The 21141-nt window shown below is 61.7% G+C and carries 19 protein-coding genes and 4 pseudogenes; 14 read left to right on the top strand and 9 right to left on the bottom strand.

Features of this window, described 5'->3' with window-relative positions; genetic code table 11:
* Positions 1–149: 149 nt before the first annotated feature.
* Positions 150–647 carry a DinB family protein gene (locus tag K6N12_RS05730; protein WP_097627406.1) on the top strand — a complete coding sequence of 166 codons (498 nt, stop codon included), beginning with the start codon at positions 150–152 and terminating at the stop codon, positions 645–647.
* A 394-nt stretch (positions 648–1041) separates the two neighbouring features.
* Positions 1042–2832: an ABC transporter ATP-binding protein gene (locus tag K6N12_RS05725; RefSeq protein WP_097627404.1), complete on the top strand. Its 1791-nt coding sequence runs from the start codon at positions 1042–1044 to the stop codon at positions 2830–2832.
* A gap of 301 nt (positions 2833–3133) precedes the next feature.
* Here the strand turns inward: K6N12_RS05725 and K6N12_RS05720 are convergent, their stop codons facing one another.
* The gene (locus tag K6N12_RS05720) at positions 3134–3475 is read right to left on the bottom strand and encodes an NIPSNAP family protein (protein ID WP_097627400.1); all 342 of its coding nucleotides are present in this window, start codon (positions 3473–3475) and stop codon (positions 3134–3136) included.
* Positions 3476–3678: 203 nt separating this feature from the next.
* On the opposite strand from K6N12_RS05720, the gene K6N12_RS05715 reads away from it, so the two are divergent.
* A complete protein-coding gene (locus K6N12_RS05715) occupies positions 3679–4689 on the top strand; it encodes an Lnb N-terminal periplasmic domain-containing protein (RefSeq protein ID WP_131711714.1) in 1011 nt (336 codons plus the stop codon).
* A gap of 104 nt (positions 4690–4793) precedes the next feature.
* Here the strand turns inward: K6N12_RS05715 and K6N12_RS05710 are convergent, their stop codons facing one another.
* On the bottom strand, positions 4794–5324 hold the full coding sequence (locus K6N12_RS05710; RefSeq protein WP_097627398.1) for a dihydrofolate reductase family protein: 531 nt from the start codon (positions 5322–5324) through the stop codon (positions 4794–4796).
* A gap of 133 nt (positions 5325–5457) precedes the next feature.
* Here K6N12_RS05710 and K6N12_RS05705 point away from each other — a divergent pair, with 133 nt between their 5' ends.
* The gene (locus K6N12_RS05705; protein WP_097627396.1) at positions 5458–5763 is read left to right on the top strand and encodes a hypothetical protein; all 306 of its coding nucleotides are present in this window, start codon (positions 5458–5460) and stop codon (positions 5761–5763) included.
* A gap of 88 nt (positions 5764–5851) precedes the next feature.
* On the opposite strand, the pseudogene K6N12_RS05700 reads toward K6N12_RS05705, so the two are convergent.
* Positions 5852–6016, bottom strand: a pseudogene (locus K6N12_RS05700) (EthD family reductase); the annotation flags it as partial.
* Positions 6017–6378: 362 nt separating this feature from the next.
* Between K6N12_RS05700 and K6N12_RS05695 the strand changes: the two are divergent.
* The 4 genes from K6N12_RS05695 to K6N12_RS05680 all read left to right on the top strand — a co-directional run bounded on the left by K6N12_RS05695 (position 6379) and on the right by K6N12_RS05680 (position 10504).
* Positions 6379–7875, top strand: a complete 1497-nt coding sequence (locus K6N12_RS05695; protein WP_165503968.1) for a winged helix-turn-helix domain-containing protein — start codon at positions 6379–6381, stop codon at positions 7873–7875.
* A gap of 196 nt (positions 7876–8071) precedes the next feature.
* Positions 8072–8350 (top strand): DUF1127 domain-containing protein, encoded by a 279-nt coding sequence (locus K6N12_RS05690; RefSeq protein ID WP_097627392.1) that lies wholly within the window; start codon positions 8072–8074, stop codon positions 8348–8350.
* A gap of 122 nt (positions 8351–8472) precedes the next feature.
* Positions 8473–9150, top strand: coding sequence for a winged helix-turn-helix domain-containing protein (locus tag K6N12_RS05685; protein WP_097627757.1), 678 nt, complete (start codon positions 8473–8475; stop codon positions 9148–9150).
* Positions 9137–10504 (top strand): sensor histidine kinase, encoded by a 1368-nt coding sequence (locus K6N12_RS05680; RefSeq protein ID WP_097627390.1) that lies wholly within the window; start codon positions 9137–9139, stop codon positions 10502–10504. Before K6N12_RS05685 ends, K6N12_RS05680 begins: the two co-directional genes overlap by 14 nt.
* A gap of 23 nt (positions 10505–10527) precedes the next feature.
* Here the strand turns inward: K6N12_RS05680 and K6N12_RS05675 are convergent, their stop codons facing one another.
* Positions 10528–11331 carry a glycosyltransferase family 25 protein gene (locus K6N12_RS05675; RefSeq protein ID WP_097627380.1) on the bottom strand — a complete coding sequence of 268 codons (804 nt, stop codon included), beginning with the start codon at positions 11329–11331 and terminating at the stop codon, positions 10528–10530.
* A 175-nt stretch (positions 11332–11506) separates the two neighbouring features.
* Entirely contained in the window at positions 11507–12109 is a 603-nt protein-coding gene (locus K6N12_RS05670) for a DUF805 domain-containing protein (protein WP_239619809.1), read from the bottom strand.
* A 108-nt stretch (positions 12110–12217) separates the two neighbouring features.
* On the opposite strand from K6N12_RS05670, the gene K6N12_RS05665 reads away from it, so the two are divergent.
* On the top strand, positions 12218–12691 hold the full coding sequence (locus K6N12_RS05665) for a nucleoside deaminase (RefSeq protein ID WP_097627374.1): 474 nt from the start codon (positions 12218–12220) through the stop codon (positions 12689–12691).
* A gap of 317 nt (positions 12692–13008) precedes the next feature.
* Here K6N12_RS05665 and K6N12_RS34020 read toward each other — a convergent pair.
* Positions 13009–13268, bottom strand: a pseudogene (locus tag K6N12_RS34020) (hypothetical protein); the annotation flags it as partial.
* Between the two features lie 253 nt (positions 13269–13521).
* Here K6N12_RS34020 and K6N12_RS05660 point away from each other — a divergent pair.
* On the top strand, positions 13522–13962 hold the full coding sequence (locus K6N12_RS05660; protein ID WP_097627373.1) for a copper resistance protein: 441 nt from the start codon (positions 13522–13524) through the stop codon (positions 13960–13962).
* A gap of 307 nt (positions 13963–14269) precedes the next feature.
* Here the strand turns inward: K6N12_RS05660 and K6N12_RS05655 are convergent, their stop codons facing one another.
* The gene (locus K6N12_RS05655; RefSeq protein WP_097627371.1) at positions 14270–15331 is read right to left on the bottom strand and encodes a DMT family transporter; all 1062 of its coding nucleotides are present in this window, start codon (positions 15329–15331) and stop codon (positions 14270–14272) included.
* A 246-nt stretch (positions 15332–15577) separates the two neighbouring features.
* A complete protein-coding gene (locus tag K6N12_RS05645) occupies positions 15578–16471 on the bottom strand; it encodes an NAD(P)/FAD-dependent oxidoreductase (RefSeq protein WP_097627369.1) in 894 nt (297 codons plus the stop codon).
* A 282-nt stretch (positions 16472–16753) separates the two neighbouring features.
* On the opposite strand from K6N12_RS05645, the gene K6N12_RS05640 reads away from it, so the two are divergent.
* The 4 genes and pseudogenes from K6N12_RS05640 (at position 16754) to K6N12_RS05630 (ending at position 19296) form a co-directional block, all read left to right on the top strand.
* Positions 16754–17410 carry a TetR/AcrR family transcriptional regulator gene (locus tag K6N12_RS05640; protein WP_179867142.1) on the top strand — a complete coding sequence of 219 codons (657 nt, stop codon included), beginning with the start codon at positions 16754–16756 and terminating at the stop codon, positions 17408–17410.
* Between the two features lie 34 nt (positions 17411–17444).
* Positions 17445–18307, top strand: a pseudogene (locus K6N12_RS05635) (class I SAM-dependent methyltransferase).
* Positions 18308–18339: 32 nt separating this feature from the next.
* Positions 18340–18519: pseudogene (locus K6N12_RS34015) on the top strand (IS630 family transposase); the annotation flags it as partial.
* A gap of 81 nt (positions 18520–18600) precedes the next feature.
* Positions 18601–19296 carry a class I SAM-dependent methyltransferase gene (locus K6N12_RS05630; RefSeq protein ID WP_097627753.1) on the top strand — a complete coding sequence of 232 codons (696 nt, stop codon included), beginning with the start codon at positions 18601–18603 and terminating at the stop codon, positions 19294–19296.
* Between the two features lie 106 nt (positions 19297–19402).
* Here the strand turns inward: K6N12_RS05630 and K6N12_RS05625 are convergent, their stop codons facing one another.
* The gene (locus K6N12_RS05625; protein ID WP_097627366.1) at positions 19403–21013 is read right to left on the bottom strand and encodes an arylsulfatase; all 1611 of its coding nucleotides are present in this window, start codon (positions 21011–21013) and stop codon (positions 19403–19405) included.
* Positions 21014–21141 lie beyond the last annotated feature (128 nt).

The following is a 21141-nucleotide window of genomic DNA, read 5'->3' as shown; positions in this document are numbered from 1 at the left end:
GAGGCCGTTTCAGGATAGACTGATCGCTGTCCGTGCCCTCTCGCACGGCACGCCTTCATTGGCGCAGGCGACAGAGCACGAACGGCCCCATGGGTCTTCCCTGCAATCGCCACCCTCCCCCCATCATCGCTAACCAGGAGCCCGAGACAATGATCTCAGCCGACTATTGCCGACTCATGGCCCGCTACAACAGCTGGCAGAACACCTCACTCGTCACCGCCGCCGACGGGCTGACGCATGCGGAGCGCTGGAAGGATCGGGGGGCGTTCTTCCAATCGATCGCCGCGACGCTGAACCATCTTTATTGGGCCGACGCCCTCATCCTCGCGCGATTGAAGGGCAATGAGCGGCCCGAGGAAACCATCACGCACTCGCTGACAAGCCCGTCGGATTGGGATGCGTTCAAGGTCCTGCGGCTGCAACGCAACGCCGAAATCGAAGCCTGGGCGCGAGGATTGCGTGACGCGGAGCTCGACGGCATCCTTGTCTGGTATCCCGGCGATGGTGCAACGCGGGTCGAGAAGCCGAAGGCCAACTGTGCGATCGAACTTTTCAACCACCAGACCCACCACCGTGGCCAGGTCCACGCGATGCTGACGGCAGCGGGCGCAAAACCGGAGCCGACCGACCTTTCGCGTCTGGCGTAGTATTTCCGCCATCGGCTCGGCGAACCCGCCTGCAAACGGCGGCGCGTAAACCTGCACGTTGAAGATTGTGTCGTTTTCGCATCACTTTCTGTCAGGTTGCAAATTCCCGGTTGGCAAGCGCGGTTGCCTTCGCTACAAGAGGCTCACCGCGTCAGATCGAACAAAAGGGAGGCGTTGCATGACATCATCAGCAATCACCAAAATCCTCCCGTGCGGAATGAACCGACACTAGGTCATTTCCATTCGCGGCCCGCCTCCAGCGCGCCCGACATGCGGTTTTCTCTCTCTTCATAGCCCGATGATCTGACGGGATCATTTTGTCTCCCGCTTGGGCTGTGCCATTTAACTCTCGATTTTGAGGACCGGTTGCCGATATGCGGCCGGGTTGGTTCAAATGACTCGCAAGAAGCTCGATTTCCGCGCCGATGCCTATCGCAACGTGCTCGGCTTTATCTTTCATCATTGGAGCCACCGGCCTGGATTGGTGGGTCTCATCATCGTGCTCGTGATCTCAAGCACGCTCGCCGAAGTCATGGTGCCGGTCTTTTCAGGCCAGATCGTCGATGCCATCGCCGGCGGCAATCCGGCCGACAGCGCCCTCAGCGCCTTCGTCATCGTCGTCGCCTTGGGCTTCACCAGCGTGGCGCTGCGCTATTTCATCTTCAACGGCATCATCCGGCTGACGCTGCGCACCATGGCGGATGTGACCAATGGCGGCTTCCACAAGGTGCAGCGCTTCTCCACCGACTGGCACGCCAACAGCTTTGCCGGCTCGACCGTACGCAAGATTACCCGCGGCATGTGGGCGCTGGATTCGCTGAACGACCTGCTGCTGGTCGCCCTCCTGCCGTCGATCGTCATGCTGGTCGGCGCCAGCATCGTGCTCGGCAGCTATTGGCCGGTCATGGGCCTGATCGTCAGCCTCGGATCGCTGATCTATATCGGCGTCACCGTGGCGCTTTCCATGGGCTTCGTGTCGCCGGCGGCAAGGCTTGCCAATGCCTGGGACACCAAGCTCGGCGGGGCGCTCGCCGATGCAATCAGCTGCAACTCGGTGGTCAAGGCATTCGGTGCCGAAAACCGCGAGGAGACCCGGCTCGGCCGTGTGCTCGGCACGTGGGACAGCCGCACGCGGCGGACATGGAAGCGCGGCACATTGAGCGGCACGATCCAGGGCTTCATGATGGTCTCCATGCAGGCCGGCATTCTGGGCACGGGCCTCATCATGTGGCAGCAGGGGCTGGCGACGCCTGGAGACGTCACCTTCGTGCTCGCGATGTTCTTCGTCCTGCAGGGCTATCTGCGCAATGTCGGCCAGGACATCCGCAACCTGCAGCGTGCCGTCAACGACATGGAAGAGCTGGTGCTGCTCGACAAGATGCCGCTCGGCATCGAGGACAGGCCGGGCGCGACGCCCATCGCGATCGACCAGGGCGAGATCGTCTTCGATCGCATCACCTTCCAGTATGGCGCGCATCCCAGCCCGCTTTATGAGGACTTTTCGGTCACCATCAAACCGGGCGAGCGTGTGGGCCTTGTGGGCCATTCGGGTTCGGGCAAGACGACCTTCGTCAAGCTCATCCAGCGTCTCTACGACGTGAATTCGGGCTCGATCCGCATCGACGGACAGAATATCGCCGAGGTGAGGCAATCCAGCCTGCGCAGCCAGATCGCCATCGTGCAGCAGGAGCCGATCCTGTTTCACCGCACGCTGGCCGAGAACATCGCCTATGCCAGGCCGAATGCCTCGCGGCGCGAAATCGAGCAGGCGGCGAAGCAGGCGAGCGCCCACGACTTCATCCTGAGCCTTCCCAAGGGCTATGAGACGATGGTGGGAGAACGCGGCGTCAAACTCTCGGGCGGCGAGCGGCAGCGCGTCGCCATCGCCCGCGCCTTCTTGGCCGATGCACCGATCCTGATCCTCGACGAGGCGACCTCCAGCCTCGACAGCGAGAGCGAAGTGCAGATCCAGCAGGCGATGGAACGCCTGATGGACGGCCGCACCACACTGGTCGTCGCCCACCGCCTGTCAACGGTGAGGGCGCTCGACCGGCTGCTGGTCTTCGACAAGGGCGAAATCGTCGAAGAAGGCGACCACCAGGCGCTGATCCGCCGCCCCGACGGCATCTACCGCCGGCTGTTCGAGCGGCAGGCGCTGGAGCTGACCAAGGGCCTGGTGGCCTGAACCGAAACGCCAGGGCTATGCTCTGGCGTTTCCTTTTTGCGGCTCAACGCACAATGGCTGCGCTGTTCGGCAGATGGCGGTGGTCCCGGCGGGAGCCCGCTTCGTGCAGATTGCGCCATTTGCGCACGACGGCCCGCACTCATGCAGAAACACATCCGAACCACTTCTCAATGAACTGCGTTCGGAGTTTCTAGGGCATGTCGCGCAAAAGTGTGCCGCGGTTTTGCGGCAACGACATGCGTAAAAACAAAGAGCTAAAGCACGTCGCATGAATCAAATTTGGCACGACGCGCTTTAGCCGTTATTCCGACGGTTTGGAGAAGCTGCGGTAGAAGCGTGTCGGCTGCAGCAGCGAACTGGCGATGTTGGCGACGATCGGCCCATCCGCCTCGCTCTTCGCCCTCGCTTCCTGCCACTCGCGATCGGCGATGAACTCGGCCCATTTCTGCTCGCGCTCCGAAAGCGACCGCCATTCGAGCAAGTAGGTCAGATCGTTGCTGGAAGGACCGATCATCGTCGTCCAGAAGCCGAGTGAGCGGATGCCGAGCCGTTCCCAAATCGCCAGCGTCGCGGTCTCGAAACGCTGCTGCAGTGCCGGCAATCTCCCCGGCAGACATGTATAGATGCGCAATTCGTGGATCATCGGATGCTCTTCATGTTGGATCAGGCAAGATCGTCCATATCGTTCAGCGCCGGAAAAAGCGAGGGCCGTTGCCGGCGCAATCGAGCCTTGCCAAAATAGAAAATCCGGAGCCCGTCGCTTCGGATAGGTTCTGGGCTTCACGCTCGGAAACCGCTAGGGTCGACGATCAGGACGAACGTTTCAAACCCGTTTGGAAAATCAAAATGGTTCGACCGGTCCGCGCGATCGTCATTGCAGTGCTCCTGTTTGTCGTCGCCGCCGCCGCTGCCTGGTCGTCGCTCGCGCTTTGGTACCGCTTGCCGTTGCCCGAACTCGGCAGGCAAGCCAGTGCCATCTTGTTCGGGCTTTTTGGCGCCTCCGTCATCGTGGCGCTCTTTGGCAGGAGACGCATTCGTGCGGTCCTCGCGTTTGTGGCCGCGTTCGTCATAGTCCTCTTCTGGTGGAGCACGATCGAGCCGCAGGCAAATGGCGCGTGGGCTCCGGACGTTGCTCGTCAGGTCACCGGCGAATTCGACGGTGATCTGTTGACGCTGACGAATGTCCGCGAGTTCCAGTGGCGCAGTGCCACCGATTTCACGGAACAATGGACGACTCGCAGTTACGACCTGAACAAGCTGAAGAACGTCGACATGTTCATGTCGTACTGGTCAGGTCCGACCATCGCGCATGTCATAATGAGCTTCGGCTTCGACGACGGCCGTTATCTGGCGTGGTCTATCGAAGTGCGCCGCCTTTCCGGCGGTTCGTTCTCACCGCTGGCGGACCTCTTCAAAAGCAGTCCTCTGGTCATCATCGCGGCAGACGAAAGAGATGTGATCGGCCTCCGCTCCAATTTTCGCGGTGAGGACGTCCAGATCTACCGCCTGAGGGCGACGCCGGCGGCTGCGAGGCTTCTTCTGCGCGAGTACGTCTCCGATGCAAACGCGCTTGCAGCGCGGCCCGCCTTTTACAATTCGCTGACGACCAACTGCACGACGACCATCGTCAAGATGATGCGCGTGGCAGGCGACGCCGTGCCGATGGACTGGCGTCTCATCGTCAACGGATACCTGCCGGAATACGCCTATGACCGGCGCGCGCTGGACATCTCGGTTCCCTTGTCGCAACTGCGGTCGGCCGCACACATCGCTGCAAGAGCGCACGAGGACGGTCTTTCGCCGAATTTTTCGCAGGCCATTCGCGTCGGCGTTCCGTCGCCGCAGGGCGCGTTCTGACGTCTTCTATCCCAACGATATCGAGATGGGCTCTCCTCGCCCGATGCTCTTCATCAGCGGTGACCAGACCCATTCGAGGGATTTCAGTAAGGGCACCGACCCAATCAACCAGGAACATAGGTCAATCGCACCGCATCCCCGCCGATCAAATCGCTGGCGACAAGGCGGAGCGGAGGCCTCGGGCCGGTGAAGAACGGTTTGCCGTGGCCGAGCACGACGGGGTGGAAGTAGAGTCGATACTCGTCGATCAGGCCAAGGTCGGCCAGACTTCCCGCAAGCTCCGGCCCACCGACTTGAATCTCCCCGGCAAGCTCGGCCTTCAGGCCGCGGATCACCGTCTCGATGTCGTCGGTGACAAGCGTGGCATTGGGGCCGACCGAGGTCAGCGAGCGCGACACGACCCATTTCGGCTGGCGCCGCCAGGCAAGCGCGAAATCGTGCAGCTCCGGGGTCCACTCGGCATTGTCTTCGTCCCAATAGCGCATCACATCGTACAGGCGGCGGCCATAGAGGCTCCCCGTCTGGCCGCGCGCCTGCTCGATCCAGTGGCGAAAGAGGATGGGGTCGGGCGCAAATTTCTGGTGATCGACATAGCCATCCAGGGAGACGTTCATTCCGAAGACGAGCTTCGCCATGCGCTGTTCCTCCATCCGGGACGTCAGGATAGCTTAACCGCCATCGATAGCGAAGGGTCCCCTCAAAGTTTGAGTTGACCGCTTTCGTTGGCGAGGCGACAGTTGCACAAGCAGCAAGGCAGGAGGCAAAACGATGGACGAGGCAGACCGCTGGCGCAGCATGGCCAGCGCACCGAAAGACGGCAGTCGGATCCTGGTCACCATCCGCCCGTCCGAACAGGGGCCAGCGGAAGTAGACCTCGCCTATTGGTCGCATGGCGATCAGTTTGGCGCAGAAGGCTGGCGCGCCTCGGATTCCTCGCCCGGGCAGATCATCGAATATGCCGAGCCGGAATTGAAGTGCTGGATGCCGATGCCCTCGGCCAATCTCGCCCGCCTCTCGATGCCCTCACCTTGGGAAGGCGACGACGCCGAGCAGCTCGACGGCTCGGGGATTTAACAAACGCGCCGAATAACCTGCGTCGACACGGCCAAGGTCGGTCAGACTTCAGGCGAAATCAGGCCCGCGGCAAGTGTCGGATCGCCGCCGGCGCGCTTCCAGGTTCGGGACCCGCAAGGCCCTTTTCGATCTCGTAGCGCAGGCAGGCATCGCCGAGCCGTTCCTGGATCAGTGGCATGTGGCTGGTACGATAGTAGTCGTGATCGAACTTCGAGCCGCCGGCGGCCGGATAGTAGACGCTCATCTTGATCATGGTCGGGCTCCTGCCCGAACGCCTCTGCGAGCATTCGAGGGGGGCTATTCGAGGCGCAAGGCATCACTGTCGTAGGCGCGATCGGCGAGCAGCACGTGGCCGCCGCCGAGCGTATCGGGCATGTGTCCCCACAACGCCCAGCAATCCGTCATACTCCCCCTGGGTGATTTGAAACGCTCGACAACGGTAGTAACTTTACCGGCAATCGAGGTTTTGCCGGCCTGGCTACCATGACATGCCCGAGGCCGGCGACCGCCAGAATTGCCGTGAGGCGCTTTAGCGCCTCCTCATCTGCACCGTCGCGCGGGGCTTCGGTTCGCGCTCGCCTTGGTATAATTCCTACGGTTAAAGCGGTCTCTGACATGACGGATTTGTTCACCTTCGCTGACGTCACGCTTGACCCCGAAAGGGGGCGGCTCATGCGGCGCGGCATGGATGTCGACATCGGCGCCAAGCCGCTGGCCATGCTCACCTATCTCGTCCAGAACGAGGGCCGCGTGGTCTCCAAGGACGAGCTTATGCAAGCGGTCTGGCCAGGTGTCATCGTTACCGAGGATTCGCTGACCCAGGCGATCAGCCAGATCCGCAAGGCGATCGGCGCCGACGGATTGATCCGCACGCTGTTCCGGCGCGGCTATCTGTTCGAGAACAAGCAATCGGCCGCCAACGCCATGCCGGAGAAGGCCTTCGTGCGGACGCTTCCCCTGGCGGTGGCCCCGTTCCGTCTGATCGGCCCCGGCAGCGATGCGGCCTGGTTTGCCGAGGCCTTCTCCACCGAGGTCGCCTCCAGGCTGGCCCGCTACCACGACCTGGAGGTCACCTGGTTGCCGGAGAAGGCAGTCCCCTCGCCTCTGCGCGCAACACTCGGATTTGACCTCAACGGCATGGTGCAGTCGGTCGACGGCATGATGAAGGTCACCGCCGTGTTGACCGAAATGTCGAGCGGCCGGATCGTCTGGTCAGCCAGCTGGGACGGGGCGATCGCCAATGCGCTCGAAATCCAGTCGGAAATCGCCGAGGGCATCGTCAACGCGCTTGCCGGCCACGGCGTGCTGCTGAACGTCGCCGCCGAGCACCTGCATCGACGGGCGGCGGCCGATCGCGATGCCTTCGAACTCTATCTGCGCGGGCGATATCACACCAATCGCTTCAACCGGGAAGATGCCGAAAAGGCGCTGCACTGTTTCCAGCGGGCAACCGAGATAGACCCCTTGTTTTCCCGCGCCTGGCTCGGTCTTGCCTGGTCGCACGATGAACTCGCCTCCTTCGGCGTCGACATGACCGAGAACGACGCTGCGGCGCTCAATTCCGCCAGGCGCGCCGTTGAACTCGATCCGTTCGACGCGGAAGCGCTGGTGGCGCTCGGCGAGATGCTCGGCAACATGGGACAGATGGAAGCGGCGGAGGCGGCGTTGGATCGGGCGCTCGGTCTCGGTCCTTCGAACGCCGACGTGCTGGCGATGTTCTCCGGCTGGGCGCCGGTCTTCGGGCGCATCGAGGAGGGTATCGCTGCGGCTGAAAAGGCCCGGCGGCTCAATCCGAGCTGGCCGATCTGGTACGACAGTTCATTCCGCCGCGCCTCCTTCCATGCCGGCCGATATGAGGAAGCTTTGTCCTTCGTTCTGCGCCGGCAACCGAACACCCGCTCGATGGACGACCTGGTGACGGCTGCCTGCTGCGCCGTTGCCGTCGGCCGGCCGGAAGAAGCCGCGGGCTGGCGCGACCAGGCGATGCTGATCGGCTACAAGTCCGCCAGCCAATATCTCGATCATGCCGGGGTGAAGCGGCCGGAGCAGCGCGCCCACATACTCGATCTGCTGAAGTCGGCCCGGTTCCCGGTCCTTCCCGGAGAGGCTTAAAGCGCGGCAAAAGCGCTTCGCGCTTTGCCTGGGAAAAGCGCTGCACACTTTTTGCGCGACATACTTTGGCGCGGCCCCACGCCGTCGCACTGGCAAACGTTGTTTTCAGCGAAAATTCAGCTCTTCGTCAGCCGCCCGTCGGTACATGTCCAGCCCGTGATGCCAGCATGCACCGTCAACCGAGGGGAACATGCAAATGACCAGCTTCGCCAGATCGAACACCCAGTCCGCCATCTTCGCCGCGATCGCGCATCCGCTTGCGCTTGCGCTTCACAGCCTTTCCAACTGGCGTGAAAACAGGGCATCCCGCCATGATGCGATGCCGGATCTCGATCGGCTGGATGATGAGCATCTGGACGATGTCGGCCTCGTCAGACGGAGCCAGCCCGCCGGCTGGACGCCGGTCGCACGCGGCCTTGACCCCACTTCGATCGTTCGGACGACATATGAGGCGAAACCACGCCCGCGAGGCTGAGAGCGCTGCAAATGCAGAGGGGTTCGGCTGCTCAAGCCCTGCCCACCTTACAAATCCGTAAGTTGTCGCTCAGCCGTAGGCTCCGCTAGATTGCCTCCACACCTGTGGGAATGATCGGGCTGATGCGGATCCTGCTTATCGAGGACGATCGGAAGACGTCCGATTATATCGCCAAGGGCCTTTCCGAGGCAGGCCATGTCTGCGACGTCTTCGGTGACGGCCGCGATGGGCTGTTTCAGGCGCAGCGCGAAGCCTATGACGTCATTGTCGTCGATCGCATGCTGCCGGGGCTGGATGGGCTGGCGATTATCCGCTCGCTGCGGGCCGCCAAGGTCGGCACATCGGCGCTGTTCCTGACCTCGATCGGCGGCGTCGATGACCGGGTCGAGGGGTTGGAGGCGGGCGGCGACGATTATCTCACCAAGCCTTTTGCCTTCTCCGAGCTTCTGGCCCGGGTCAACGCGCTCGGCCGCCGGCCGCCGGTGCAGGAGCAGAAGACGGTGCTGAAGGTTGCCGATCTCGAGCTCGACCTGATCCGCCGCGAAGCCCGCCGCGCCGGTCAGGCGATCGAATTGCAGCCGCGCGAATTCACCCTGCTCGAAGTGCTGATGCGCGGCGAAGGCCGGGTCATCACCAAGACGATGCTGTTGGAGCGGGTCTGGGACTTCCACTTCGATCCGAAGACCAGCGTCGTCGAGACCCATATCAGCCGACTGAGAGCGAAGGTCGACAAGCCATTCCAGGTCCAGCTCCTGCATACGGTCCGCAACACCGGATACAGCCTGCATGCGCCTCGCTAGCCTACGCAGGAGCACGCCGTTCCGGCTTGCCGTCACCTTCGGCGTGCTCTTCGTCGTCGCCTTCATCCTGAGCGGCGCGATCATCTATCACATGCTGCGCCTGGGCCTTGCGCGTGATCTCGAACAGTCGCTGGGCGAAATGAATTCGCTGGTTGTCTCGACCTACGAGCCCAACGATACCGAGGATCTGATCAATACGCTGAACAATTATGCGAGCTTCCAGTCGACCTCCGACGGGCTCTACTCGCTGACCGACCATGCCGGCAAGAAACTCGCCGGCAATTTTGCAGCACCCCGCATCCCCAACGGCGTCTACACCGTCACCTCTAGGGATGTCGGGTTGAAGGGGCATGAGCGCTACCGGATGCAGGTCTCGACCATCGGTCCCTACAGCCTGGTGGTGGCGGAAAACTTCAACGATGTCGACGAGATGCTGCGGATCGTGCTGGTCAGCTTCGAATGGGCCGCTGCGATCGTCGTGGCGACAGCGATCGGCGGCGGCGTCTTTCTCGCCTTCCGGGCCCAGGCGCGGCTGGACGGGGTCGCCCATACCATGAACGATGTCTCCCACGGCGCACTCGACGCCCGCATTCCGATCACCGGCAACGGCGACGACCTCGATACGGTGGCGATCCAGATCAACGCGGCGCTGGAGCGGCTGCAAAGACTGGTCGAGAGCATGCGGCAGGTGAGCGCCGATATCGCCCACGATCTGAAGACGCCGCTCAACAGGCTGCGCCTGACGCTGGATGCGGCGGTGGCTGGAAACGACCAGCAGGCGGACGTTTCGGCTCTGCTTGACGAAGCGAGACACGAGAGCGACCGGATCAACGCCACCTTCGAGGCGCTGCTGCGCATTTCCCAGATCGAGGCCGGCGCCCGCAAGGAGCGTTTCCAGGCGACCGATATCGACACCGTGCTTGCCGTCATTTCCGAGGTCTATGCCGATGTCGCCGAAGACGCGCTGATGGCGTTGACGATCGCGGAGCGCTGTCCCGCGCTCGTCTGGGGCGACCGCGATCTCCTGACGCAGATGATCGCCAACCTGGTGGAGAACGCGATCAACCACTGCCCTGATGGAACCGGCATCACGGTCTCGCTCCGCTGCCAGGGCGGCCGCGCCATTGTCTCGGTCGGCGATAGCGGCCCCGGCATTCCCGCCGACGAAAGGGACAAGGTCTTCCGGCGTCTCTACCGGCTCGACAAGAGCCGCACGACGCCGGGAAGCGGCCTCGGGCTCAGTCTCGTCAAGGCAATCGCCGACCTGCATTCGGCTGACATCACCATGGCGGACAATCATCCCGGCCTCATCGTTTCGGTCGGTTTCCCGCTGATCTCGGCCGAGAAGCCCTAGCCGCTCACCCCGGGGGAGCGGCCCTAGCCGCTCACCCTCCAAGCCGCGAGACGGCGGAAGCGGCGAACGAACCGGCGCACCTCAGCCGCCGCGCGATACGGCAGCACGCTCCACGGCCGGCGGCGGCCCAGCCGGTATGCCGAAAGCCCTGCCTGGATCTGGGAGCAGGGATCGGCCCTTTGGCTGACCGGCAGCGGATCGACGAAGCAGGCGCTCAGCCCATCATCGAACTCCAGATCGAAGGCGAGATCATAGGGCAGGCGCATGGGGACAAGCACATCGGCAATCCAGCCCGCCGCCTTGCGGTTGATCAGATAGGCGCCGGACCCCTTCTCGCGGGTGAGCGCGATGGCGAGCGAGCGTGACGCGGTCAGCGGCTCCACCTTGTGCTTTTTCCCGGAATTGACGGTCGACAGGCGCAGGATGTCCCAGCGCGCCTGATGCTCAAGCGCGGCCTCGAGCAGTTCGGCCAGATCGTCATCGAAATCGAGATCGTCTTCCAGAATGAGCGCGAACTCGGCATGGCTTCCGAGGAAGCGCTTGGCGCATTCGACATGGCTTAGAAAACAGCCGATCTCGAAAGGGTTCGGCCGACGGCCATGCCGGCTCAGATAGGCGGCTTCGTCAAAATCCGGATGCGGCAGGCTGAGCGTTGCGCCATCGATTGCCGCCACCCGCTCGAAGGCCAGGCCGATGCCCACCAGCAGGCGCTCCATCCGAAATCGCCGCAACGGCGCCCGGTCGAGATTGATCAGATAGGTGTCGACCCGCAGGCTGACCGGATGGATCGCCGGCATCAGGGCGGCAGGTGTGGCGCGCATATTCATGAAATTGGCCTTCGACTTGGCAACGACTGCGCCAAGCCTGCGCCGGAAAACTCACGGGCACTTCGCCGGGGTTATACATTTTCGTAAGGTGCGGGTCTGCACCCCGGACGAGACATCCGGCGGCGGTCCCCAGCCGGCAGACCTTGCTCGCGGCGGCTATTATCCGCCGAGCAAACTAAACGGGCGCTGCGACGGAGCCGGGCAGTTCGCCGAACCTGTTGGGATTTTTCGAGCCAGGAGTGAGGATGATTGCAAGATGGACGGCCAGCAGAACGATACCCATGAGAATTGTCGCGGTCAGGGAGCCGGCTGCCTCGTAATGGCTGTAGACCAAGTGAAGCACAAGGACTGAAAGGGTCCACCAGCCGCTCTGATCGAAGTCATGCAGTCGCCTCGCCATCAGGCAAAAGCTGGCGATGATAGCCAGCACATAGGTTAGAGCGATTAAGCCCTGAACAATTGAAAACGCTTCTCGAGTGCCGGCCAGCGTCAGTAGGCGCGTGAGTACGAATACCGCGGCCGCGGCGATAATGATGACTGCGAGGGTAAACAGGAAATAGCGAAGACGACCAAGCCTACCCCGTAACGAGAATGTTTTGAGCACAGTACCCCCTTGCAACTGATCGAGAAAAACACTCTCGCGCTCATAGTTAGACGGTTGCATTGAAGCAGCGTCAAACGGCAATTGAAAGACTTGCACAGGCTTTGTTTTGGCGAGGAACGGCTCTTCCGCATCCGGCGGTCCCCAGCCGGCAGACTTGCTCGGCGGCCAGAACACGGTTGGTTGCCGCGATTCGATCGCCGATCCTGAATCGGATTTGCAGCCCTTGGAAATCCCTCCGATTCAAGACAAAATCGCTCTTCTCTAGCTATGGGGGAGACTCTGATGGAAAACCATGAGCGGTTTTTGCGCGAGGCGATTGCGCTCTCGAAATCCGCGATGGACCGAGGCGACGAACCATTCGGCTCGGTGCTGGTGAAGGACGGCGAGGTCATCCTGCGCGCCGAAAACAGCGTCCTCACCGGCCACGACATGACCAATCACGCCGAGATGAACCTGATTAAATCTGCGGCGAAGCACTACGACACCGGCTTTCTCGCCGACTGCACTCTCTACACCAGCACGGAGCCGTGCGCGATGTGCTCCGGGGCGATCTACTGGTCGGGCATCGGACGCATGGTGTTTGCCTGCTCCGAAGCCCGGCTTGGCGAGATCGCCGGCATCGGGTTGAACGTGCCGAGCCGTGCGGTGCTGCAAACCGGCGCTCGCACCGTCACTGTGGTTGGCCCGACGAACCTCGAAGACGAAGCCGCCGAAGTGCATCAGCAATTCTGGCCGAAGCACCTGGGCAAGGCTTAACCTCAGCCGGAAGTTTGGCGAAACCACGCCTCCAACCTCAGTCATTCCAGGACTCAAGCCTGGGATCCATGCCCGCCGCTGAGAGGGTCGTGTCCCGGCCGCCCCCCTCTGCCCTGCCGGGCATCTCCCCCACAGGTGGGGAGATTGGCTGGGAGCGCTGGCTTCCCCAAACAATTGGCGTCGCAGCCCGACGAAACGGTAGCTGGATGCGAAGGTTTAGCCACTTGTGTTCTCCCCACCTGTGGGGGAGATGATGCCCGGCAGGGCAGAGGGGGCTACCACGGCACACCGGCAGAGGCGACATTTGAGCCTCCGCTTGGATGCGGCAGGCTCAGCCCTGCCCCATCGACCGCCGCCACGCGCTCGAAGGCAAGGCCGAAACCTGCCAGCAGGCGCTCCATTCGAAACCGGCGCAATGGCGCTCGAGATTGATCAGGTAGGTATTCATCCGCAGGCTGATCGGATGAAGGGGCGGCAGGTGCGGTGCGCATGTACATGAGAGAGCTGACCTCGACTTGGCAATGATGGCGCCAAGCTGCGCTCCAAACCTCACGGGAACCTCGCCCGGACTATACATTTTCGTAAAGTGCGAGGGTCGAACGGCCGGGGCTGCATTCTTACGGATTGGTATGATCCCGGCAAAGTGCGCGTAAGAATGCCGCGCTACCAGCGTCGTGCGGCATGCAGTGGACGCCTCCCTTCCCGCGATCGAAACGACAACCAGCGAGCCTTCGATGACGACAGCGACCCACTGCATGCCGCCCCGGATGATCCTTGGCTGAGCAACCGGCTCAGCGCCCACCACTCTTAAACCCCGACGGAGACCAACGATGAAGCCACGTGCCAGACTGCTGTCCCTTTTCGCCGGAGCTGCCATTCTCGCCTGCTCGGCCGGAGCAAGCTTTGCGGCCGCCACCGTGATCAATGTTACGGAAGATGGAGAAGGCGGCGGTGCGATGTCGCTGAAGCTCGACCCGCCGACGGTGAAAGCCGGCCCCGCGACCTTCGCAGTCCACAACGATGCGATGACCGAGCAGCATGAAATGGTCGTCGTTCGCCTGAAATCTCCGGACCTGCCCATCCCGGTCAACGCCACCAAGAATCGCATCGATGAATCGAAGCTGAAAAGCCTGGGCGAGGTTTCCGATTTGAAACCAGGCGCCAGCGGCAAGCTGAACGCCAAGCTGACGCCGGGCACCTATCTGCTCTTCTGCAACATGAAGGGCCACTACGAAGCCGGGATGCAAGCCAGGCTGACGGTTACGCCGTAGGGCGTGCGAAGGGCTTGCCTTTTGCAGAACCTTGGCTGGGCCTTGTTGCCTACGCTGCGACGAACAGCTCGCGCCAGCGAGACCGACACCGCAGAACTAGGCCGATGTCCAGCCATTCCTCCCTGAGGCGCGCTTGTCGATGGTAGGCGCCGATCCATGGTTGCGGCCGATGGCTCGATCTTCGGGCAAGACCGCGGCTGTCCGTATTGCGCCTGAAGTGGCCGTTACAAGGTGATTTCTATCGGGGTCGCGCTATTTAACCGGAGGGTCTGTCCGACCGCATCGCGTGCCCTACCGTTTCGATGGCTTACTCATGCGGATGGCGATGGTGCAGGTCGGGGTAATGGGCGTGCCTGTGACTTAACGGCTCGTGTCGATGCCAGTGAGAATGAGGCTCCGTGAATGGCCCGTCGTGGACGTGTTGGTGATGTGCGTCGTGGACATGCGAGTGGTCGTGTTCCAGCGCCTCGTGCAAGTGTTCGTGGTCGTGACGCTCGGCCAGATGCAACCATAGGCCAATGCCCATCAGGATGCCCGCCGCAACAAGCTGCAGTGTAACGGCTTCGCCAAAAATGAGGACCGCAAGAATTGCGCCAATGAACGGAGCCAACGAGAAGTAGGCCCCTGTCCTGGCTGCCCCAAGATGGCGGAGCCCGAGCATGAACATCACCAGGCTGACTCCTACGCCGAGGAAGCCGACCAATGAACCAGCGCAAACGAGAGTAGCATTTGGCAATGACGCGCCAAACATTATCGCCAACACAAGGTTGGTCGTACCGGCGACGAGCCCCTTGATCATCGCGATTTGAACTGGGTCGGACGAAGACAACTTGCGGGTAAGGTTGTTGTCGATACCCCATGACAGGCACGCAGTTGCAATCAGCAGACCACCGATATCGAGGTGAAGCGTCTCACCGTTCCATGACAGCACAGCCGCCCCAGCGAGGATAGCCATAGCGCCAAGCAATAGCCGCCGATCTACGTTCTCGCGAAATACAAGCCATGCAATACCCATGGTCGCCAATCCTTCAAGATTGAGAAGCAGCGAGCCCGAAGATGCCGAGGTCCGAGAAAGACCCAGCATCAACAAAAGCGGACCGAGTAAGCCACCAAACAAGACGACCAGGACCAACCAGGGAATATCTCCCTTTTGTAGCGGAGCCTCCACGTTCGGCAGCTCGATCAGGCGACGTCCCCAACTGACGGCGGCGAGCCCAATCCCGGCTCCAAGATATAGAACGCCTGCCAGCAACCAAGGATCGATTGACCCCAAAAGCAGCTTGGAGAGCGGCGCTGACGCCCCGAAGAGAACGGCCGAGCCAAGAGCGAGCGGGACGCCGGGCCAAAGGTGTTGATGCTTGTAGATCATCCCCGTGAACTATCACAGGATATGAACCGGCAGCCACCACCTTCTTATCTGCGTTAAGGCGGAACCGCCTTCTATCTCACGTAATTCCAAGGCCGCAACTCATCGATCCGGCTTTGCTTGTGGCCGTTGACGATAGCGGCAAGTGTGCTGGCCAGACAGGCCAGCTGGTCGACAGCACGTGGGCGACCATGGCTTCCTCATTGATCAGAGTCGAAGGTGACGTGTTGGAACTCCATCTGTGTCTTCTCAAACCAGCATTGACTGCTGGGCGGAGATACCCGCCGTCGCGCCCTGCGATATTGCCGTGGTGACCGAGGCCATGGCTGGGTTTGCAAGATCGCCGGCAGCGTAGATGCCGGGCGTGCTGGTTTCGCGGCGCTCGTCTACCTTGAGGGCGATGCCGAAGGGCGTATTGACCGTGGCGAGGCCCAGTGAGTCATGCAGGCTTGCGGACGGCTTGTTGCGCGGATGTGCGAACAGGATATCGACTGCGGCATTGCGGCCGCTCTCGAGATTAACGGTGGTGATATGGCCCCGGTGATGGGCGATTTCGGCGATGCGGCCATCAACGACAGGTATGTTGCGGCGCGCCAGATCGGCCCGGATATCGGGTGAAATGTCGTGACCATCGGCGAAGACCGTCAACGTTTCGGTCCAGTCGTGGTACAGCCTGACATAATTGTGCGACGGCGGGCCGGACCAGACGAGGCCCCAATGCTGGTCGGCGACTTCAAAGCCATCGCAATAGGGGCAGGGCACGATGGATGTGCCCCAGCTTTCGGCAAAGCCCGGAACATCGGGCATCTGGTCGGCAACGCCGTAACTCAGGATCAGGCGGCGCGCCCCAAGGCGCTCGCCATCGCCAGTGAGGACGGAGAAGTCGTCGATGGTGCCGGAGATGCTGTCGGCCCGGGCATTGACCAGCCTGATCGTGGGATAACGCGCGAGTTGCTGCCGCGCCTCGGCCAGGATGTCCAGCGGTGGCTTGTGATCGTGGCCGAGCAGGCCATGCGAGTGGCCGGCGAAGCGATTGCGCGGCAGGCCGGTATCGAGAACGGTGACCTTGCGGCGAGCACGGCCGAGCTGAAGGGCGGCGGCGAGGCCGGCAAAGCTGCCGCCGATGATGATGACGTCATCCATGGTGATGGGCTCCGTGTTGCGGATGGTGGGGGTTGGGGTGGGCGTGGCGCGAAATAGCGGCCAGCGATAAGCGCTCGAGACGGGCAGCGAGCAGGGCTCCGGCATTGCCGAGACAGTCGCCCATCACTGTATTGACCGGGCGGACGATGCCGCATTCGATATTGCCGGGCGCCCTCGGGAAACTTGATTTGGGGGACAGGGTAAAATCCAATCTCTGGCTTGCACATTTCCGATACCGCGTGGTATCTTAATGCAGGAATTAAGATACTGTCAAGGATCGTAATTGTCGTGACCGAAAAAAACAGCCAGGCCCGGCGCGGCCGGCCCGCCAATGAGGCGCTTGGCCAAACGATAGCCGACGCCGCGTGCGAACTCTTTGTGGAATTGGGCTTTCAAGCGACGACATTGGAAAAGGTCGCCCAACGGGCGAAGATATCCAAGCTCAGCATCTATCGGCACTTCGAGAACAAGGAGGCGCTGTTCAGTGCGGCCATTGCGGCCCACTGCCATCAGTTTGCACCACAGGCCCTTTTTGAAGGCATCGACGGTTCGGCCCAAGAGCAGCTCATGGCGGTGGGATCATCCCTGCTTCGCACGCTGTTGAGCCCGGAGGTGCGCAGTGTCGAAGCCATGATCATGGCCGACAAGACGAATCAAAAGTCTTTAAGCAAGCTCCATTACGAAGCCGGCCCCGCCTATGTCATCGCCCAAATCGAGGCCCTGCTGCGTCAGTTGCACACGAAGGCGGTTTTGAACGTGCCCAATCCTCTCCAGTCCGCCCGCTTGTTTGCCGCGCTTATCAAAGGATCCGATCTCCTGATTATCGCACGCTTCGATGAGGCGAGAGCAGAGGACGATAACGAAATCGAAACCTATTGCCGGTCGGCCGTTGCCATGTTCATCGCCGCGCACGGTGGCAACAATCACGCGGGCGGATAGCTTGATTAAGAACAGATCAGAACAAGGATATGGCATGACAGAGGAAAATGTTTATCAGGTCGCCGACTGGAAAGGCCAAAGCGGGGAGCGCTGGGTCGCTTACCAGGTCCGGCTCGATGCCATGATGGCGGTGTTCGGTCAGGCCGCGATCGAAGCCGCCGCGCCCGCTACAGGCGAACGCGTGCTGGACGTCGGCTGCGGCGCGGGAGCGTCCAGTCTGGATCTTGCCGCCCGCGTCGGCGCTGGGGGCCATGTGCTAGGCGTGGACATATCCGAACCGCTGATCGGCAGAGCGCGCGTGCGCGCGCCGCAGGATACGCCGGCCCTGTTCCAGGTGGCCGACGCCAGCAGCGCCGATCTGCCCGAGGGCGCGTTCGACATCCTGTTCTCGCGCTTCGGAGTGATGTTCTTTGACGATCCGACCGTGGCGTTCGCTCATATGCGCCGTGCGCTCAAGCCGGGCGCGCGGGTCGCTTTCGTCTGCTGGCGCTCCATGGCCGAGAACGATTGGGTTCGCTTGCCGGTAGGCGCCATGAAGGGCATCCTCCCGCCGACGGCGCCGCCCGATCCCGAAGCGCCCGGCCCGTTCTCGTTTGGCGACCAGGGGCGGGTGACGCGCATTCTAACGGCGGCTGGCTTCACCGATGTCGCTATCGCGCCCTTCGATGCCTCTATCCCATTCGGCAAGGGGGAGACGCGGGATGCGGCGCTCGACGACGCGGTGAAGATGACACTCGAGGTCGGCCCGCTGGCGCGCTCTCTCGCTGATCAACCCGACGATATCCGGGCCCGCGCCTCGGCTGCGGTTCGTGCCGCCTTCGCGGCTGCCCCGGTGAGCGGTCGGTGATGATCAACGGCGCGGCGTGGATCGTCACCGCGCGCAATCCGGCAAGCTGACAGGGATCAATACGCCAAACGAGAGGTCTGCGATGGGAGCAGCGATTTCATTACGGGCGGATTTTGACGCGGAAGGTGTTCGGCGTCTGGCCCGCAAGAGCAAGCACGCGGCGCAGGCGCGTCGTCTTTTGGCGCTTGCCTTGATCTATGGCGGAGGCTCGCGCTCGGATGCAGCGCGTCTTGGCAATGTCACCCTTGAGATCGTGCGTGACCGATCTCGGCCTTTTGCAGGTCGATCGAGCAAGCTTCTGACACAGAGGCGTCTTCGAACAGTCTTCGGAAAGGGAAAAATCTTGGCCGAGAATGACTATGATGCCTTCGCGGCGGCCTATGATGCCGATAACGAGACCAATGCCTGGAATGCCTATTACGAGCGGCCGGCTATTCTTGCCCTGGTTGGCGACGTCGCCGGTCTCTCCGTGCTCGATGCGGGATGCGGCGGTGGGGCGCATGCGGCAGCGCTCCTTGAGCGCGGGGCTGTCGTGACCGGGATCGACGCCAGTGCCGGCATGCTTGAGATCGCGCAACGTCGCCTGCAAGGGCGCGCGCGGCTGCTGTTGGCGGATCTCAACGAAGCATTGCCGTTTACGGACAAAGCTTTCGATCTGATCCTTGCCTCGCTGGTCATGCATTATCTTGCCGACTGGTCGGGGCCCCTTTCGGAGTTCAACCGGCTGCTGCCCGAAGGCGGTCGCCTGGTTCTTTCCACCCACCATCCCTTCATGGATCACGCCTCGACCGGTCGCGACAATTATTTCGAGACCTACAGTTTCGATGAGACCTGGCAGCGCGGCGGAAAGGATATCGCCATGCGCTTCTGGCATCGGCCGCTGCACGCCATGTTCGAGGCGCTGAAGTCGGCCGGATTTCAGATCGACATCGTCAGCGAGCCCCAGCCCGATCCTGAAGCCCGCACGCTTTTTCCGCGGGCCTATCAGAGCCTGACGACCAAGCCGCGGTTCCTGTTCTTTTCGGCTGTGAAAGCATGAGCACGTGGATGAGAAGAGCTTGCTGTTACGGCCGGGACCGCAGTCTTGCGGCTTAGCCACGAAAGTGGGCAGCCCCTGCGAGCTGCCCTTCGAAATGCAGGACTGCCTATTGCGCTTGCTTCCTCATGGCTTCGGCGATCTGCGCCTTGACGGCACTCAACCCGAAGCTCGCACCAGCCTGCATGGGTGGGAATTCGACGGCGGATTTCGCCAATTGTTCTACCCGCTGCTGTACAAGCACGAAGCGCCAGAACTCGAATTTATACCATTCGAAATATTCGAGAGAGCCGGTGTTCCCCTTGTAAAACGCTGTCCGCTCGAACGGGTCCAGACGTAGATTGACGATGGTTGGCGCACCTAATGTCACTGTGTCACCGAGCCAGCCGCCGGGCTGTTCCTTGAAGGTATATTTGTAGTCTTCGACGCGGGCGGCGCCGAGAGCACTTTCGGCGAAATACCAGATTTCGTGGCGGTTCGACGGACCCGACCCGGTGATCATGCTCGTTTGGTCATAACCGTCGAGATACACTTTGTACTTCTGCCCGTTCATTTCCTTTCCAGCCTTAAGTTCCACGGCAATATTGGCATTGCCTGCGGCCGCGGTGAAAGTCGGGAACCAGTCGAGGCCCGAAATCAAGCCGTTGCCGATTGAGCCGGCCGGGACATGTCCAGGCCAGCGGATCATTGCCGGTGCGCGAAAGCCGCCCTCAAAGGTCGTGCCCTTCCCGCCATAGAACGGCGTCTGCCCGCCATCAGGCCAGGTAAAGTTCTCGGTTCCGTTGTCGGTGGTGAACATGACGATGGTGTTGTCGTCTACGCCCATATCCTTGAGCTTTTGCATCGTAGCGCCCACGATGTCATCAAGTTGCGCCATGCCAGCCTCGTGAATGGTCCATCCATTCTCCGAGTTGCGCATATTTTCATACTTCTCCGAGAGATGCGTTACAATGTGCATGCGGGTCGGGTTGAGCCACAGGAAGAATGGCTTTCCGTCCGCCTTGGCCTTTTCGATGAACTTGAAAGAGAGGGACTGGATTTCGTCGTCAACTGTCTTCATGCGCTCAGGATAGAGCGTGCCGGCATCCTCGATCCGTTGTTTGCCCACCTTGCCCCAGCGCGGCATTTCTGTCGGATCATCCACCTCTGTCGCCCAGGAATGGACCATGTTGCGTGGCCCGACGACGTTCAGTTGGTCCTGCGGATAACCAGGGTGCGCGGGGTCTTCCATCGCATCGAGGTGGTAGAGATAGCCGAAGAACTCATCGAAACCGTGAACGGTCGGCAGGAACTCGTTCAGGTCACCGAGATGGTTCTTGCCGAATTGCCCAGTGGCGTAGCCCATCGACTTGAGCACGGTCGCGAGCGTGGGGGCAGCAGCCGGCAGACCGATCGGAGAACCCGCCTGGCCCACCGTGGTCATGCCCGTGCGGACCGGCAGCTCGCCGGTGATGAAGTTCGCACGGCCTGCCGTGCAACTCGCCTCGGCGTAGTAGTCGGTGAAGAGCATGCCATCGGCCGCAAGCTTGTCGAGATTTGGCGTGCGGCCCGCCATCATGCCGCGATTGTAGGCCCCGATATTCCAGATGCCAACGTCGTCGCCCATGATGACGACGATGTTTGGTTTCGGCGTTTGGTTCTGAGCGATTGCCGGTGCACTTAACGTGACAGCAAATGCCGAAGCCAGCAGTCCGAAACAGAGGTTTTTTGTATAGCTCATAATGACTCCTCCTCCTGAGTTTTGCGCGCCCGTTAAGGCACCGGTTTGAACGGTGCTACGGTGCGTGCAATGCGGTAGGCTGAAAGTTGTTCGTGGCTATGTATTATGCGCCGAAGGGGCGATCATGC

Source organism: Rhizobium redzepovicii (assembly GCF_019793435.1).
In the GTDB taxonomy this organism is placed as follows: domain Bacteria; phylum Pseudomonadota; class Alphaproteobacteria; order Rhizobiales; family Rhizobiaceae; genus Rhizobium; species Rhizobium redzepovicii.
This window is presented reverse-complemented; position numbering and strand designations above follow the sequence as displayed.